The sequence below is a fragment of the Sulfurospirillum multivorans DSM 12446 genome, from assembly GCF_000568815.1.
Taxonomy (GTDB): Bacteria; Campylobacterota; Campylobacteria; order Campylobacterales; family Sulfurospirillaceae; genus Sulfurospirillum; species Sulfurospirillum multivorans.
This window is the reverse complement of sequence record NZ_CP007201.1, coordinates 2,814,798-2,830,857: the sequence shown is the minus strand read 5'-3', so window position 1 is coordinate 2,830,857 and position 16,060 is coordinate 2,814,798. Positions and strand designations below refer to the sequence as shown.

Annotated in this window: 19 protein-coding genes; 14 read left to right on the top strand and 5 right to left on the bottom strand. The window is 42.5% G+C overall.

Annotated elements, in window-relative coordinates; translation table 11 throughout:
• Positions 1 to 2 precede the first annotated feature (2 nt).
• Both atzF and SMUL_RS17540 read left to right on the top strand, forming a co-directional pair.
• Positions 3 to 1,340 (top strand): allophanate hydrolase, encoded by a 1,338-nt coding sequence (gene atzF, locus SMUL_RS14685; protein ID WP_038533519.1) that lies wholly within the window; start codon positions 3 to 5, stop codon positions 1,338 to 1,340.
• The gene (locus SMUL_RS17540) at positions 1,328 to 1,723 is read left to right on the top strand and encodes an allophanate hydrolase-related protein (protein WP_038533517.1); all 396 of its coding nucleotides are present in this window, start codon (positions 1,328 to 1,330) and stop codon (positions 1,721 to 1,723) included. The genes atzF and SMUL_RS17540 overlap by 13 nt, the downstream gene beginning before the upstream one ends.
• 45 nt (positions 1,724 to 1,768) lie before the next feature.
• On the opposite strand, the gene SMUL_RS14675 is transcribed toward SMUL_RS17540, so the two are convergent.
• Positions 1,769 to 2,128, bottom strand: coding sequence for a response regulator (locus SMUL_RS14675; RefSeq protein ID WP_025346011.1), 360 nt, complete (start codon positions 2,126 to 2,128; stop codon positions 1,769 to 1,771).
• 86 nt (positions 2,129 to 2,214) lie between these two features.
• On the opposite strand from SMUL_RS14675, the gene SMUL_RS14670 reads away from it, so the two are divergent.
• From SMUL_RS14670 to SMUL_RS16840, 8 genes are all read left to right on the top strand, one after another.
• Complete coding sequence (locus SMUL_RS14670) at positions 2,215 to 3,192, top strand: DNA adenine methylase (protein WP_025346010.1); 978 nt, start codon at positions 2,215 to 2,217, stop codon at positions 3,190 to 3,192.
• 54 nt (positions 3,193 to 3,246) lie between these two features.
• The gene (locus SMUL_RS14665) at positions 3,247 to 3,549 is read left to right on the top strand and encodes a hypothetical protein (protein ID WP_025346009.1); all 303 of its coding nucleotides are present in this window, start codon (positions 3,247 to 3,249) and stop codon (positions 3,547 to 3,549) included.
• 185 nt (positions 3,550 to 3,734) lie between these two features.
• The gene (locus tag SMUL_RS14660) at positions 3,735 to 4,823 is read left to right on the top strand and encodes a transglutaminase-like domain-containing protein (RefSeq protein ID WP_025346008.1); all 1,089 of its coding nucleotides are present in this window, start codon (positions 3,735 to 3,737) and stop codon (positions 4,821 to 4,823) included.
• A 3-nt stretch (positions 4,824 to 4,826) separates the two neighbouring features.
• Complete coding sequence (locus tag SMUL_RS14655; protein ID WP_025346007.1) at positions 4,827 to 5,159, top strand: mercuric transporter MerT family protein; 333 nt, start codon at positions 4,827 to 4,829, stop codon at positions 5,157 to 5,159.
• Positions 5,156 to 5,431, top strand: coding sequence for a heavy-metal-associated domain-containing protein (locus SMUL_RS14650; RefSeq protein WP_025346006.1), 276 nt, complete (start codon positions 5,156 to 5,158; stop codon positions 5,429 to 5,431). Before SMUL_RS14655 ends, SMUL_RS14650 begins: the two co-directional genes overlap by 4 nt.
• Before the next feature lie 94 nt (positions 5,432 to 5,525).
• Complete coding sequence (locus tag SMUL_RS14645) at positions 5,526 to 6,173, top strand: GIY-YIG nuclease family protein (RefSeq protein WP_038533513.1); 648 nt, start codon at positions 5,526 to 5,528, stop codon at positions 6,171 to 6,173.
• A 197-nt stretch (positions 6,174 to 6,370) separates the two neighbouring features.
• A complete protein-coding gene (locus SMUL_RS14640) occupies positions 6,371 to 6,997 on the top strand; it encodes a LysE family translocator (protein WP_038533510.1) in 627 nt (208 codons plus the stop codon).
• Between the two features lie 47 nt (positions 6,998 to 7,044).
• The gene (locus tag SMUL_RS16840; protein WP_025346004.1) at positions 7,045 to 7,572 is read left to right on the top strand and encodes a hypothetical protein; all 528 of its coding nucleotides are present in this window, start codon (positions 7,045 to 7,047) and stop codon (positions 7,570 to 7,572) included.
• A gap of 37 nt (positions 7,573 to 7,609) precedes the next feature.
• Here the strand turns inward: SMUL_RS16840 and SMUL_RS14630 are convergent, their stop codons facing one another.
• Positions 7,610 to 9,445, bottom strand: a complete 1,836-nt coding sequence (locus tag SMUL_RS14630) for a DEAD/DEAH box helicase (RefSeq protein ID WP_025346003.1) — start codon at positions 9,443 to 9,445, stop codon at positions 7,610 to 7,612.
• A 379-nt stretch (positions 9,446 to 9,824) separates the two neighbouring features.
• Between SMUL_RS14630 and SMUL_RS14625 the strand changes: the two genes are divergently transcribed.
• The 4 genes from SMUL_RS14625 to SMUL_RS14610 are packed head-to-tail and all read left to right on the top strand — an operon-like array spanning position 9,825 to position 12,166.
• On the top strand, positions 9,825 to 10,076 hold the full coding sequence (locus SMUL_RS14625; RefSeq protein ID WP_025346002.1) for a phosphopantetheine-binding protein: 252 nt from the start codon (positions 9,825 to 9,827) through the stop codon (positions 10,074 to 10,076).
• Positions 10,063 to 11,172, top strand: a complete 1,110-nt coding sequence (locus SMUL_RS14620; RefSeq protein ID WP_025346001.1) for a beta-ketoacyl-[acyl-carrier-protein] synthase family protein — start codon at positions 10,063 to 10,065, stop codon at positions 11,170 to 11,172. Before SMUL_RS14625 ends, SMUL_RS14620 begins: the two co-directional genes overlap by 14 nt.
• Positions 11,169 to 11,813, top strand: a complete 645-nt coding sequence (locus SMUL_RS14615; RefSeq protein WP_025346000.1) for a beta-ketoacyl synthase chain length factor — start codon at positions 11,169 to 11,171, stop codon at positions 11,811 to 11,813. The genes SMUL_RS14620 and SMUL_RS14615 overlap by 4 nt, the downstream gene beginning before the upstream one ends.
• Positions 11,810 to 12,166 (top strand): hypothetical protein, encoded by a 357-nt coding sequence (locus SMUL_RS14610; RefSeq protein ID WP_025345999.1) that lies wholly within the window; start codon positions 11,810 to 11,812, stop codon positions 12,164 to 12,166. The genes SMUL_RS14615 and SMUL_RS14610 overlap by 4 nt, the downstream gene beginning before the upstream one ends.
• A gap of 129 nt (positions 12,167 to 12,295) precedes the next feature.
• Here the strand turns inward: SMUL_RS14610 and SMUL_RS14605 are convergent, their stop codons facing one another.
• Genes SMUL_RS14605 through SMUL_RS14595 form a run of 3 tightly spaced genes read right to left on the bottom strand, consistent with a single transcriptional unit; the run spans position 12,296 to position 16,057 of the window.
• Positions 12,296 to 13,477 (bottom strand): AMP-binding protein, encoded by a 1,182-nt coding sequence (locus SMUL_RS14605; RefSeq protein WP_025345998.1) that lies wholly within the window; start codon positions 13,475 to 13,477, stop codon positions 12,296 to 12,298.
• A complete protein-coding gene (locus SMUL_RS14600; protein WP_025345997.1) occupies positions 13,474 to 15,591 on the bottom strand; it encodes an MMPL family transporter in 2,118 nt (705 codons plus the stop codon). The genes SMUL_RS14605 and SMUL_RS14600 overlap by 4 nt, the downstream gene beginning before the upstream one ends.
• A complete protein-coding gene (locus tag SMUL_RS14595) occupies positions 15,575 to 16,057 on the bottom strand; it encodes a LolA-like protein (protein WP_025345996.1) in 483 nt (160 codons plus the stop codon). Before SMUL_RS14595 ends, SMUL_RS14600 begins: the two co-directional genes overlap by 17 nt.
• Positions 16,058 to 16,060: the final 3 nt, after the last annotated feature.

The window sequence follows — 16,060 nt, the reverse complement described above, 5'->3', positions numbered from 1 at the left end:
CGATGAACATTCAAACCTTACGCCAAGCGTACCAAAAGGGAACACTCACCCCTCGTGCTCTTGTGGCAGAGCTTAAAGCTAAAATGGCTTTACATGTAAACAATCCCATTTGGATTTACACACTCAATGATGCGGAGCTAGAGCCTTATTTGAAACGGCTTGAAGGGGCTAAAATCGAGGAGTTACCGCTTTATGGCATTCCTTTTGCGATTAAAGATAACATCGATCTTGCAGGCGTTCCCACCACGGCGGCGTGCCCTGATTTTCGCTATCTGCCAGAGCGTTCAGCGTATGTGGTGGAGCGCTTAATCGAAGCAGGAGCAATTCCCATGGGCAAGACCAATCTCGATCAATTTGCTACAGGTCTTGTGGGAACGCGTTCCCCTTATGGCATCTGCCAAAATAGCATCCATCCTGAGTACATTTCGGGAGGTTCGAGTGCAGGAAGTGCGGTGAGTGTTGCTTTGGAGCTTGTTACGTTTTCCCTCGGAACGGATACAGCAGGTTCTGGCAGAGTTCCGGCGGCGTTTAATAATCTCATCGGTGTCAAACCCACCAAAGGGGTTTTTAGCACCTCTGGTGTTGTGCCTGCGTGCCGTAGTTTGGACTGTGTGTCGCTCTTTACCCAAACGTGTGCGGATGCGCAAACGCTCTTTGCCATTATGGCGTCTTACGATAGTGAAGATGTGTATGCAAGAACGATGCCGACACAGACCAAAACGTTAGAAAAGCCTCTTAGAATTGGGATTCCACGAAAAAGCGATCTTCAATTTTTTGGCGATGCTGAGGCGCAAACGCTTTTTGAAGCGGCGGTAGCACGGTTTGTTGCCTTGGGTGCGGTTGTTGAAGAGATTGATTTTACCCCTTTTTTAAACGCTGCCAATCTTCTTTACAGTGGCCCTTGGGTGGCAGAGCGTTACGTGGCAACGAAGGCGCTTCTTCAAAAATCACCTGAGAGTTTCTTAGATGTGACACGCACCATCATCGCGCAAGGTAAACATAAAAGTGCGAGTGACTACTTTGAAGCGGAGTATGCCTTAAAAGCGTACAGGCGAGAAGCCGAACAGTGTTTAAAATGGGTAGATTTTATGCTGACACCGACTACGGGGACAATTTATACGATTGCCGAAGTGGAAGCCAATCCGATTGAACTCAATACCAATCTTGGCTACTACACCAATTTTATGAACCTACTTGATCTTTCCGCCCTTGCACTGCCAGCAGGGACGCGCAACAATGGGCTTCCCTTTGGCATAACGATCTTTGCCGATGCGTTTGAAGATGAAAAACTCCTTGCGATGGGAGAAATTTACATAAAGGAGTTAGCATGTCAAAAATGATCGAAATTGGCGTCTGCGGAGCGCACATGCAAGGCTTACCGCTGAATCATCAGCTCGTCAACTTAGAGGCGACGTTTCTCAAAGCGTGCAAAACTGCTGTGGGGTATCGTCTGTTTAATGTTCCTGAAAAAAATCCTCCACGCCCAGGGATGCTCAAAGACGCTTCGAGTCCTTATGCGTTGGAGCTTGAAGTGTGGCAGATGCCGTTGGAGAATTTTGGAGCGTTTATGGTGCAGATTGCTTCACCTCTGTGCATTGGAACGGTTGTGTTAGAAGATGGAAGTTTGGTGTATGGCTTTTTGTGTGAAGGTGATGCGCTGAAAGGTGCGAAGGAGATCAGTGAGCTTGGTGGATGGCGAAACTATCTTACATGTAAAGATTGATAGTGAGAGTTCTCTTTTGCTTTTAGGGGCAAAAGAGAACGAATGTTAGCTAACGATCTCTTTGAGTTTTTCTCGTAAAAGAAACGCGGTAAAAGGCTTGACGATGTAGTTGGTGACCCCCTCTTTAATCGCCGTAATCACCTCTTGTTTGCCACCCTCGGTTGTGACCATAATAATGGGTGTTTTTTTATACGCTTCCATCGCGCGAAGCGCTCTTACCAAATGCAGTCCGTCCATTCGTGGCATATTCCAGTCCGTCATAATCACGTCAAACTTTTGTTCTTTGATCTTTTCAAGTGCATCTAACCCGTCTTCGGCTGCCGTGGTTGTGTAGCCTATACTGTTGATGGTGTTGCACAGAATTCTGCGCATTGTTGAGCTATCGTCAACAACTAAAAAATGCATGTCTCGTCCTTTTAAAATTCGTATCTAATGCTTAAGCAAAAAGTGTTCTTGTTTTGATATTATATTGAAAATTTTGGGGAATGCAGGTGAACTACATCGGCTCGAAAGTAAAACTTCTCTCTTTTATCGATGCACACACGTCGTCTCTTTTGAAAGAAAACGTTCCGCCGAAAATTTTTTGCGATCTTTTTGCTGGAAGTGGTTCGGTCGGGAGCTATTTTGCCCAAAAAGGGTGCATCCTCCTCAGCAATGACCTTGAATTTTACAGCTATGTGCTCAACCGCGCCATGCTAAAAACCCCTACATTATCCGCCATGGATGCCATCATCACCTCCTTAAATGCACTCCCTTTACGCAAAGGGCTGATGTATGAGCACTACTGCTTGGAAAGTGGCAGTGGGCGGAACTATTTTAGCGATGAAAATGCGCAAAAAATCGATGCGGTGCGCCAAGGCATTGAAGCGTATAAGCGTGATGAGCCGCTTTATATTTACCTCCTAGCCTCACTGCTGCACAGCGCTGACAAGGTTGCCAACACGGCTTCCATTTACAGTGCGTATCTCAAACATCTCAAGCCTTTGGCGTGCGAAAAACTGCATCTGCATGCTTTTCCCTCGCTGTCAACGTCTGCGCACCATCAGGTTTTTTGTGAAGATGCCAATGTGCTTATCTCCACGCTTAAAGGCGATATTCTCTACCTCGATCCTCCGTACAATCGTCGTCAATACGGGGCGAATTACCACATCTTAAACACGATAGCGCGGTACGATGCGTTTACGCCAAAGGGCAAAACGGGAGTGAGGGCATATGAAAGTTCGGCGTACTGCAAAAGTGGCACAGCGCTTTTGGCACTGGAAGATATTATCCAAAAGGCCAATTTTCCATGGATCGTTCTTAGCTATAATGATGAGGGAATTATCGACCTTGCAGTGTTATCCAGCATGTTGGAACGCTATGGCACGTGCGCGTCGTTTCAGATGCCCCATCAACGCTTTAAAGGGTATCGCAATCAGGAAAATAAAAAAGCGTTAAGCGAATATCTTTATATTCTTGAAAAGTTTTAGAAACTTCATTTATCAAATCAAGCTACAATGCGTTTTATTTTTCAAGGAGAAGAGATGTTCAAACGTTTCTTAATGGTTTCAGCAGGTCTTATACTGCTGAATTCAAGTGTGTTTGCAAGCAGTAGTGTCACGAGTGATACGGTTCAAACAAAGAAAAAACATACGGATCAAGCGTTTAAAGCAAAAGCCAATACAACGGCACAAAAAAACGTCAAAAATGCAGCGACTACATCTACAAAAGTAGCCTCTAAAAAGGCATCAGCTACCCAAAAAATAGCCGCAAAACCTTCAAAAGCAGCGGCAGAAGCGGCAAAGAAAAAAGGTAAAAAAAGCACTAAAAGTACGACCATCGCCTAGCGAGATTAAAAGCTCTAAAAGCCCCTATATTATAAGGGTTTTTAGAGACTTTCTTAAGCAAACTCACGGTACAATCTCCCTAATGCACGACGTCTAAGGCTTAGACAAACATAATTGTAACCTCCTTTTTTGACTGCTTTTATGTTTTTTCTCCTCTTCGTGCCACTTTACATGTAAGGATTTTTATGCAAAGAAGAGCGTTTATGAAAGGGTGTTTAGCCCTTGGTGCAAGTTCGGTTATTCTTCCTCAGGTTTCGATTTTGGAGGCGAGTGAGCCAAAGAGTAAAACACGTATTTTTTTCGTCACAAACAGTTACAACCTCAAACATGAAAACAAAAATGGCTTGACCAAACTGTGGGTTCCTCTTCCACAAGAAACTCTCTTCCAAAAGGTGAGCGATTTTAAATTTAGCTCCAATGCAACCAACGCGTATGTGACCGACAAAAACAGTTACAAAGCCAGAACACTCTATGCTGAGTGGAAAAATGGTGGCGAAAAACTCCTCGAAGTGACCTATACGATTACGACGTATGAGCGAAATTCTGATCTTAGCAAAGCAACCGCTTCAACCAAATATCCCAAAGATGTTGCACACTATCTCAAACCAACGGCACACATCCCCACCAGTGGAAAAGTCAAAGAGTTGGCGCTTAAAATCACAGCGAACAGCACAACACCGCTTGATAAAGCCAAAGCAATTTACGCGTGGGTCACTGAAAATATGTACCGCGACAATGCCGTCGTCGGTTGTGGATTGGGTGATGCAGGCAAGGCGATTGAGCAAAACATCATGGGTGGAAAATGCACCGACATTAGTTCTGTTTTTGTAGCGCTTCTTAGAAGTGTTGGCGTGCCTGCACGTGAGATCTTTGGTATTCGTTTAGGTAGTTCTCGTTACTCCAAAGCGTGTGGAAGCAGTGATGAAAAAGGGTTGGCAAAAATCACGGGAGGCGAGCATTGTAGAGCGGAATTTTACCTAGATGGCGCAGGTTGGATTCCTTGCGATCCTGCCGATGTGGCTAAAGTTATCTTGACCGAAAAAATGACGTTGAACGATCCACTTGTGAAAGAAGTACGTGAGTATTTCTTTGGAAACTGGGAGATGAACTGGATGGGCTACAACACAGCGCGTGATTTTGTCTTAACGCCAATGCCAGCGCAAAAACCACTTAATATGTTCGGTTACCCATACGGCGAAGTCGAAGATGAAGTCTTAGACTACTACGCTCCAGCGGCGTTTGCGTATAGCTTTAACTCACAAGAAAAACTCTAACGTATGAAAAAAGAGATTCTAAGTTTACTTACAGCACTGCTTTCAGCCTTTGCCGCAACGGCATGCTGTCTGCCTCCACTGCTGTTTTTACTCTTTGGAATCTCTTTTGGATTTTTAAGCTTCTTAGAAGTCCTCACCCCGTTTCGCATACCACTCTCCCTTTTATCGCTCTTTGTTTTGTGGCTTTCATGGCGCTCTTACGCGCATCATACCTTTACATGTAATCCTCAAAAGAGAAAGCGTTATGTGTGGTTTTATATGATTGTTTTAGGGTTGATTGTCGTGATATTGCTCTATCCCGAATGGGCAAATCTTTTTATTGAGGATGCAGAATGAAAAAGTGGTTGATACTCCTTTTACCGTTGATGCTCTCTGCCAAAGAAGAAGTGGTCATAAAAGTGGCTGAAATGCACTGTCCTTTGTGCACAACCGCAGTTAAAAAAGCACTCAAAAGTGTCGAGGGAGTTGAGTCCTCTAAAGTGACGTTAGAGACAAAATTGGCAGTAGTCATTGCCAAAGATGGCGTTGAAGATAAGACGTTTTTAGAAGCGGTAAAAACGACGGGGTATGAGGGTGTGGTTGTGTCTCGTAAGTATTTGAAAGAGTAAATTAAAAATAGCTTGTCCCTTGCTATACTTTTTTATTTAAGAGTTTTCAATATATAATTTTTCACTAAATAGTTAAGTATAAAGGAAACAATAATTGGACTCAGGATATGTCTATATTCTTATTAATCAATCTATGCCAGGGTTAATTAAAGTTGGTAAAACAAAACGGGATAGTAGAAGTCGTGCTCGTGAACTGTATAGTACTGGAATACCAACACCTTTTCAAGTTGCATTTGAGATTTTTTGTGATGATTATGAATTGGTTGAGAAAAAAATTCATGAAAAACTGGCTGATTTTAGAGTAAATAATAATCGAGAGTTTTTCAAATTTCCTATTGATAAAGCTATATCTTTACTACAGAAAAATAGCGAAGTATCAAAAGAAGATTTATATTCAGCTATTGATATAACGGAAAAATTGAGGGCTAAGTACTTAAATTGGCTTAAATCTGATATTGTTGCTATTCGTATAGTGCAGCCTAAAGAACGGGTTTGGCTTGAAATTACACAAGAAAAAGCAGTAGCTGGCTATCTAGTTGATCAAACCATTACAAGAACAGATCTTGGATTTATTGCTGGACAAGAAGATAAGAAATTTTTTTCACCTGAAGATGATATTTTGATTAATGCAGAAAAATTTGTCTACAATTTTGATCCTTATTCAATAATTATGACAACAGATTTATTTCATGAAGATGGTTGTAACGAAGTTAATCAGAAGTACAACCCTCATATTGTTTAGAAAGCTAAAGAATCTATTGTAAAGTAGTTAAGGGGCTTTTCCCTTTTTTTACATGTAAATATTTTCCAAAGAAATCCTATCAAAAAAACCATTTAAACAACCTCTCTTAGGTGACTGTTCACGTTTGCATGCTAAACTTACATTATCCAAAAGTAATCAAGTGTACTGGTAAAAATCTTTACATGTAAAGGCAAATCATGGGTGAATACTCTTTTCTTTTAGCGATCGCAACGGTGTTTATATTGGGGACGATGAGTCCGGGACCTAGTTTTATCTTAATCGCCAAAACGGCTGTTTCAAAGTCTCGCAAAGAGGGGTTTGGTGTGGCGATTGGTTTAGGAATGGGGGCTGTTGTCTTTTCGCTTTTAGCCATCTTTGGGCTCTATGCTATTTTGAAAACGGTACCTTTTTTGTATGGCGCTTTAAAAATCGTAGGAGGCATGTACCTTGTCTATTTAGCCTATAAAATGTGGAAATATGCCGATACACCTTTAGAGACCAAGCTCAGTTTGGAGCAAAAACCAAAGAGTTTTTTCAAAGCCATTTTATTTGGGTTTGCAACACAGATGAGCAACCCCAAAACCGCCATCATCATCGGAAGTATTTTTGCCGCTTTGCTTCCCCAAGAGATACCTCCTTTTGGAACGCTTTTTGTCTGTCTCATCGCGTTTATCATCGATGTTTCATGGTACTCGTGCGTTGTAGGACTTTTATCAATGCAAAAAGCACAAAAGGTTTATTTGCGTTCTAAAAAGTACATCGACAGAATTGCAGGAAGTGTACTAGGCGCTTTAGGTCTTAAGTTAGCGTTGGATAGGGCGTAGGTAGGTTACGGTACAATACTCCGTAAATTTACCATACAAGGCTTTATATGAAGAAGATATTACTGGGCTTACTGGTTATTCTGGTTGCTGCGGCGGGAGTGCTGTTTTTTTTGAAAGGTAAAGATACGTATGAGAGCAATATCTCCTCTGCGTCGCTGAGCGATGGGCTTAATGTTGGTTCAATGATCACCTATACGCTTCCGGATCAATTTGGAAAATTGCACACGCTGGATGATTCGATTCATACGCTCATTTTGGTTTTTGCGAAAGATACGGGTCATACGGTTAAGGCGTATTTGGGAACGCAAAGTGCGGATTATCTGAGTGTTCATCATGTGGCATTTGTAGCGGACATCAGTCCTATGCCAGTGGTAATACGCAATACGTTTGCTCTTCCTGATCTTAAAACACAACCCTACAGTGTCAATCTCATTTTGGATGAAGCAATCGCTACGTCTTTGAAAAAAGGGGCAAAAGTCGATGGCATTACGGTGGTGACATTGGCAAATAAACGCGTGGAAAAAGTGGAGTATGTGGAAAGTGTTGAAGCGCTGAAGGCAATTATAGAGAGGTAAAAGATGGCGTGATTACTTCACGCCATCTTATTGAAAATTAGTCTTTTTTGTAAGCGTTACGAGGAGCGGCTTTTGGAGCGCGACCTGCGTCACTGCGTGGTGCGGCTGGTCTATCGGCTCTTGGCGCGCGTGGTGGTCTGCTATCGCTGCTATCACGTGTGCCTTTGTATCCGCCGCCTTCGCGTGGAGCTGAACTGCTTCCCTCTTTTGCAAATGGGTTACGGCTCTCGCCTCTGCTATCACTTCTAGGAACGCCATCGCCTCTTGGAGGACGAGCTGCATCTCTGCTTCCGCTATCACTACGTGGGTTTGAACCTTTGTATCCACCACCATCACGTGAACCTGTGGATGATGTGCCTCTGTAACCGCCACCTTCGCGTGATCCGCCAGAGTTTCCTCTATAGCCGCCACCATCACGTGATCCGCCTGAATTGCCTCTGTAGCCACCGCCAGAGTTTCCTCTGTAACCGCCACTTCTGCCGCCACGACCACCATCACGCTCTTCGATGTTTTTAACCACAGACTCTAAGGTCTTTTTATCTAGACCGATTTTATCTGGACCTATTGGTGTGTTCTCTTTGAGAAGGTTTGAGAGAAGTTTAAGCGCGATTTGCGACATATCCATCTCTTCTTCCAAAATAGCAAGAAGTTTGACAGCATTTTCATTGAGTTCTGCATTTTTAATATCTTCTGCAATTTTGATCAGTTTGTTCTCTTTGACGTCTCGTAAACTTGGAACAATTCTGTGCTCGATTTTAGAGCCTACTTTTTTACCAATTCTCTGCATTGAGTGAAACTCAATAGGCGTTACCAATGTAATCGCTGTACCTTTTTTACCTGCACGTCCGGTTCTACCGATACGGTGAACATAACTCTCTGGATCAAATGGCATATGGTAGTTAAATACGTGGCTGATGTCAGCAACGTTAAGACCACGCGCCGCAACATCGGTTGCTACAAGGATTTCGATTTGTGAACTACGGAATGCTTTAATAACGCTCTCACGTTGATTTTGCTCCATATCGCCATGCAAACCTTTTGCCGCGTGTCCGACTGCCATCAATTGAGTAGAAAGTCTATCAACCTCTTTTTTAGTACGGCAGAAGACGATGGATTTCTCAGGCTCAAGAGCATCTAAAAGACGAATCATCGCATCGTCTCTCTCGTACTCGTTAATGACGTAGTAAAGTTGTTCGATATCTTCGTTGGTTGTGTGATCTTTTGGTGTGACACTGACAAATTTTGGGTCATTTAAAATTTTGCTCGCAAGACGTTTGATAGGATCAGGCATTGTTGCAGAAAAAAGTAGTGTTTGACGCTCTTTTGGAAGGTAGGTAAAGATCTCTTCGATGTCCTCTAAGAAGCCCATATCAAGCATCTCATCCGCTTCATCCAAAACAACCATTTTAGGTGAAAAGCCTGGGAGTCTACCGTTTTTGAGAAGGTCTAACATACGACCTGGAGTTGCTACGATAACGCTTGCACCTTTTTCGATCAAACCAATTTGACGTGAGTAAGAGCTACCACCGTAAATCGTTACGGTTTTAACACCACGAAAACGTCCGAGTGAGTAAAGCTCATCGCTGACTTGTGTTGCAAGCTCACGTGTTGGTGTGATGACTAAAAGTTGAACTTTATTAAGATGTGGGTCAAGCATACTCATAGTAGAAAGACCAAATGCAGCTGTTTTACCTGTACCTGTTTGTGCTTGTGCAACGATGTCGTTACCTGCTAAGACTAACGGGATTGATTCTGCTTGGACGGGACTTGGCTCTGTAAAGCCAGCATCTACGACGGCTTTAAGGATGTCTGCGTGTAAGCCAAATGACTCAAATGTGACGGTAGAGGGTGTTGCGGGTGTGTTGTTTTCCATGTATTTTCCATGTTTTTGATTTTTCCAAAACAATACTAACGTGCGGCAATGGCACAAAACTCATGTACATAAAAATTTTAATGGGGAATAAACCCGTCAATATCGTATGCAAAAACCTACATACTCACTGAGGATTTCTCAAATCTGGTAGGTTTTAGGTGAAGTTCTTTTTTAATGAAGCTCTGAAATTGTGGTCATTATAGTGTAATTAGTTTAAAACAATATTAAGGTTTGAAAGTGGTTTGGTGTTTACATGTAAAGTATTTGCGTGAAAATCTACCTAAAAACGGGCTATTTCACCCTTTTTTATAAAAGTCCAAGATAGGTTAAAGTACACTAAAACATAAAATAAAATCATACGGGCAAAGGCTAGAGTGTTATGGTGCAGATGCAAACATTAAAAGAGATCTTGATTAAAAATTTGAAGCTAGAAGATATGACCCCTGAAGATATAGACGACACCATGCCTCTTTTTGGCGAGAATGGCTTGGGGCTTGATTCGGTCGATTCGATCGAGCTTGTATTGACAGTCGATAAAGAGTTTGGCGTGAAGATAACAGATTCTAAAGAGTACGAAAAAATATTTGCTACGGTTCAAAGTTTATTAGACTTTATCAATGCCCAAAAATAGTGTTTTTATCAACGCTTTTGAGTCGGTGTGTTGTGCGGGCGATACGAGCGAAGTGCTATTTGACGCAATTTGTGCGCATCAAAGTGGCATTAAAACGTTCAGTGAATTCATTCCTAACAAGCAGATCGCTTTAGGAAAAATCGCACCATCTTTTTCCATTGATGAGATTTTAGAGCTTACATGTAAAAAGGTTTTAGCCAAAAGCTCTCTTGAAAATTTCGACAACACGCTCCTTGTAGTCGGCTCTTCCGTGGGTGGAATGCAAACAACCGAAGCAATTTTTTTAAGAGACCATCACTACGCCAATATTGACCCTAAACTGCATGCGATTGACGCCATCGCACACACACTTTCTCACCATTTTACATTTAAAGATGACATCTCCTTTTCAACCGCCTGTACGTCCAGTGCGAATGCTCTAGGCTATGCGTATGAGATGATCGCTAAAGGCGTGTATGAAAACGTTTTGGTAGTCGGATTTGATACCTTGTCGCTGACGACTATACGAGGTTTTGATGCGCTTGGTGTGCTGAGTTCGCGTCCGTGCCAGCCGTTTGACGTGAATCGCGATGGTATGAATGTCGCAGAGGGCATCGCCGTTTTGTTGCTTCAACACAAGCCTCATGAAAAGAGCATTGAACTTTTAGGCGTTGGTTACAGTTCCGACGCATATCAGATGGCGCATCCAAGTCCCGATGGAGCAGGTGCGCTTTGCGCGATGCAAAAAGCACTGAAATGTGCCAATGTTCAGCCCTCAGAAGTAGGGTACGTCAACGCACACGGTACGGGAACAACCGCCAATGATGCAAGTGAAGCCAGTGCGATTGAGGCACTTTTTGGAGACGCTGTGCTTGTTAGTTCGACCAAATCGATTACGGGACATATGTTGGGCGTCGCAGGAGCGCTTGAAGCGATCATCTGTGTTATGGCGCTTCAAAAGCAGATCATTCCGCCTAATACGAATCTCGTTGAACCCGAAAATAAAACACTGCGTTTCGTCAATGAAGCTAAGGCGCAATCTTTTCGTTACGCGCTGAGCAATTCACTCGCGTTTGGTGGAAATAACACCGCACTTCTTTTTGGACTGCCCCAATGAAGGTCAATTTAGAGATTTTAAGCAGTGCTTATTTATTGGGCGAGAAAAGTTTGGAGTTGCCTCGTATCAAAGAACTCGTGCCTCAAATGATGGTGCGTCGAAGGCTGACCAAAGCGGCTAAAATTTGCGTAGAGCTTCTGAGCCGTGTCGAGCATTTTAAAGGTGGACGCATCCTTTGTGGGAGCGCTTTTGGTGAGCTTGAAACGACGGCGAATATCTTGAATGCGATTCACGATGAACAACCTTTAAGCCCCACCGATTTTCAAAATTCGGTTTACAACACCGCTGTTTCGTACCTCTCTATTTTGTACCACAATCACAATGAGATTTTAACGCTCTCGTGTGGCGACAAAACGGCGCGAAGTGTTCTTAAAGCAGGAGCACTTAAAGCGTTGGATGGCGATATACTGCTTCTTTTGTGTTTTGAAACATTGGATATCCCAAACATTGAGCAGGTCAATCACTGCATTGATTATCTTGAAAGTGGTGTGGCGTTGGTGGTAAGAGTTACCGAAGAAGAAGCGACGTTAAGTCTTCAAAAAAGTGAGCTTGCAGGTGTTCCAAACTCGATCAGCGAGATGTTACATGTAGCGCAGAATGCACCCACGTTAGAGCATGCGATTGTCGAAGTGAACCTATGAATTTACCGCATCTTCCACCGATTCGTTTTGCCAAAGAAATGCTTACATGTAACGATAAACGCTCTTCCGTGCTGTGTGAATTTCCAAGTTTACCAACCCTTCCGATGCTCACAGAAGCGGCGGCTCAAGCCTCGTCAGCCTTTGCAAAGTCCGACACACATCGAAATGGTTTTTTGGTTTTGATCAAAGATGTCTCTTTACATGTAAAGCCAAAAAGTCTTACATGTAACGTTGTGATTGAAGCGCGTTTATCGCTTGGAAACTCCTCAGAGTTTTACTTTGAAGTGTTTGAAAAAGAAGGTGGCGTGATGTATGCGAGTGGAACGGTGATGATCGTGCTTGAAGCGATATAGCAATATCATAATATTTTTTTGTTAATAGCAATAATCTTAACTATAAACCTGGTCCAGATACGATTCATAGTAATTACAATGGGTGGATTCAAAATTTAAATAGAGCTATTCAAGTTCAACTAAATACTGTTAATTTATAGGCATACACTTTTTACCCATCAAAGTGGTGGAGATTTTATCGACCACTTTGAGCTCAATCGGTAGATTGATTTTCCCCAATGTGTGTTTGATGGCACTTTTGATCTCTTTTACGGTGATGGGGCGCGTGGCTTCGAGAAAAATTTGCAAGACTTCGTCTTTTAGCTCGGCATTGTTGTGTTTGACATGCACGAGCGCTTTTTCGATGCCCTCCATCGCTTCAAGTATCTCTTCGATTTGCGCCGTAGCGTAGCGTTTACCTGCGATTTTCACGATATTACTGCTTCGTCCTATAAGTTGAAATTTCCCATTTTCTATCAAAGCATAATCAAAACTCTGAATTGCTCCATTTGTTTGCACCAAACCCTCTTGCCACAAGGTTTGCGAGATAAAGGGTGACTTTACATGTAAAAGTCCTTCGGTATTCAGTGAGGCTTCCACGCTATGAAACGGTGTCAAAAAAGTATCATCTTGTTTTTTAAAGGCGATACTTCCACACTCGGTCGAGCCAAAGAGTTGAATGAGTGTCGTGTTAAATGTGTCGGTAAATTCTTTGGCAGTTTCGACAGGCAAAGGACCTGTGGAGCTGATAAAAATCGTTTGACTCAGGTCTTTTACTTCATCCAACCTCAAAAGTGACTTGATGTAAAGCGGCGTGGTGACGACAAGGTGATGAGGCTTCGCAGATTCCAGCAGATCGTGGGGTAAAAAATGCTCTTTAAAGAGTAAATCAACATCCAATTTGAGTGGTAGTAAAAGTGCGGCTAAAAAGCCGTAGATATGGATGAATGGAACAGTTGCAACGACTTTCTCGATCTGAAAATTGCCAAATTCTAACAGCAGGGCTTCCATATCGGTTTCGATGTTTTCTCTGCTTTTAAAGGCACCCGTTGGAAAGCCTGTACTTCCCGAGGTAAAAAACATGGCAGCAAAGTCAATGTCGTTAAAGGTTTCGGCGCCCAGTGATTCAATTTTTGCTTTTAAAGAGAGGTTCTCTTGATCGTATAAAATGGGTTTTGCGCTTGAAAGATAGGCTCGTAAAATCTCAATGGCATTCTCTTCTTTGGTTTTTGAGGGAATAAGAATGACGCGGTTTTTGAGTGTTGTATCGACGAGGCTCTTACTTTCGTAAACGTTTTCACTGCCATCATCGTTTTGTATCATAACTCTCATTGTGGCTTCCTTCCCATCAATAAAACTAAAATAGCCGCCGTGGCAACGCATGAAACCAGACCCATCGCATGAAGGGCACCAATGTCGCTGAAAATGAGCACCCCAAAGCCCGCAAACGTGTCAATGATGGAGAAGAAAATCGCACTTCTGGTTCCATCCTTGAAGCTCTCCTCACTGCTCATATAGATGCCATAGTCGATGCCAAAAAGCATCATGATAAACAGCATAAAAATATGCGCAATGGTAAATGTCCCCATCAGTGCAAAGAGTAAAATAAGCGCGGTTGGCAACAGGACAAAACTAGAACTGAGTGCGATGGTTTTGCGACACACCATCCAAAGCATAAAAAAGATAAACGCCATCGCTACAATGCCGCCAAGGAGAAGTTGATGTGCAATTTTTTCTAACGCAGTAAAGAACATCTCTTTAGCATCGATGCAAGAGGCAAATGTAAAATTTGACACTAAGTTTCGGTCACTGTTTTTCACCAAAGCGTAGGTGTAATATTTCCCCTCATGCAAGACAACATCAAAGCCCATCTCGCGCAGCGTGTCTAAAGAGAGTTCTTGATAGCTTGGGTGTAAAAGTGCTTCGTTGTAGGCGTTTTTAAAGAACCCTTCACGAAAGCCCAGCTTGGTTGCTTCTTCTTCGATGAGTGCTTTTTTCTCGTTTACATGTAAAGACTCAATCTCTTGTTTTCTTTGCTCGTAAAATGCTTTGTCAAAAAAGTAGGAGAGCGGAGCCGTGGCATTTTTAAAGTTCTTTTGGATGGTATTGCTGTGTCCTATAAGCCCATCAATGGAGTCTGCTTCGAGTAAAAGAGGCATATAACCCTCTTTTTTAATCGCATCTTTGAAGAATTTTTCCTCTTTCATTAAGGAGACATTCTGGTAGTCAAGGTTTTTGATATTGGTATCAAGCTTTAAAAAAGGCACACTTAGAACAATGGCTAACAACGAAAGGAGGGCGATGGCACGGTAGGGTAACGGGATGCAGATGTAAAATTTGGTATAAGGTTGTGCTTTTTTGAACCCGATGAGCGGGAAGAGGAAAACGAATTGGAGGTACGAGAGCACGAGCGAGATCATCGCAAAGACACACACTTGTTGGATGAGGGGGAAATCAACCCAAGCGAAGATCAAAAAGCCGCCAAAGGTGGTGAGAAAGCCGTAAAATACAGAGGTATTAAACTTCTTTTTATTCTCATAATGCCCGTAAAAGTAGTAATGAAACATGTAGTCAATCGCCAACGTTCCTATGGCATTTCCAAAAGCCAATACAAAGACGGAGACTTCACTCCAAATCATGCCAATCAGCAAAAATGAAAGCAGAGCAGAGGTGGCAAGTGTGGCAATGGTGTTGATAAGAAGGTAGATATTTTTGATAATAAAAATATAAAGCACAAGTAACAAAATGGTCGAGAGGACAATCAAAAAGGTGACATCATCTTGAATCTTTTGCGCGTTTTCCACAAAGTAAAATGTCGGGCTAAAGACGCGGACATTTTGCATGTCCTGAAGCTCTTGATGCACCAGATTATAGATGGTTTCATAACTCTCAATGGTATTAGAAGTGCCTTTGATGCTCAAAACAGAGAGGTAACCAAAATCGCCTAGTGCTAAGTGACCATCTCGAATGTTAATAGGAATTTTTTGCTCTTTAGGGCTAAAGTAACCCAGCGGATCAGAGGCGTCTATGGTCGTATAGTAGGGATTCTGTGTCATTGTTTCATAAAGCGATTTTAACTTTTCAGGGATGCCAACTGAGTCATTTTTATTGAGGTTTTTCAGATAAAAAGCGTTGTTTTTGGTGTATTCGATCAGCTTTGCATTGGGTGTTATGTTACTTTCCAACGTTAAAAGATCGGAAGAAAGCAGTTTGTTTTCGATGGTTTTGATTTTAGCAAGAGAGGCTTTATCAAACCCTTCGGTAGCGATAAGCACTTCTTTGGAATTTTTGAACTGTGAATAGATCTCAAACGCCTCTTTGCTCTTTCCCTCAGGCAAAAAAGAGAGCAGGTTGGTGGAGACATGCACGGAGTTTTGGTAGACGAAAAAGAGGGTGCCGACAAGGGAAAAAAGAACGATATTGAGGGATTTAGTCCAAAATTTCAATGGTGATCCTATCGCCGTTTTTAATCTTTACATGTAAAGATTTTAGCTTCTTTCCTTGCCGTGAGATACGCACTTCCTCAAGCACTTCCGCCGCCACACCTTTGGGGCTTAGCAGTGTCTCATCGCCCTTGGTGGTTGTCTCAAAAAAAGAGTCCAACAAGACACTGTTTTCATCATGCACCGCTTTGATAATCAGAAAAAAATAGTTCATGGAAGGCATACTTTGCGCATCGATGACTTTATAGCCATTTTGGTCTTGAATGGTGAGTTTTTCTTCAAAATAGGTCAAAACTTTGGATTCGGGTTTGACATATTCGATGACGATGTTTTGCTCTCCAAACGTGATGAATCCCTCTAATGTGATGTTTTTATCAAGCGCGTAGAGGTAGCGCGTCTCTTTAAAGGTGGAAGCATCGTTGGCAAAAAGAGAGAGCATAAAAACCAAACACAAAACGATAACTTTCATATG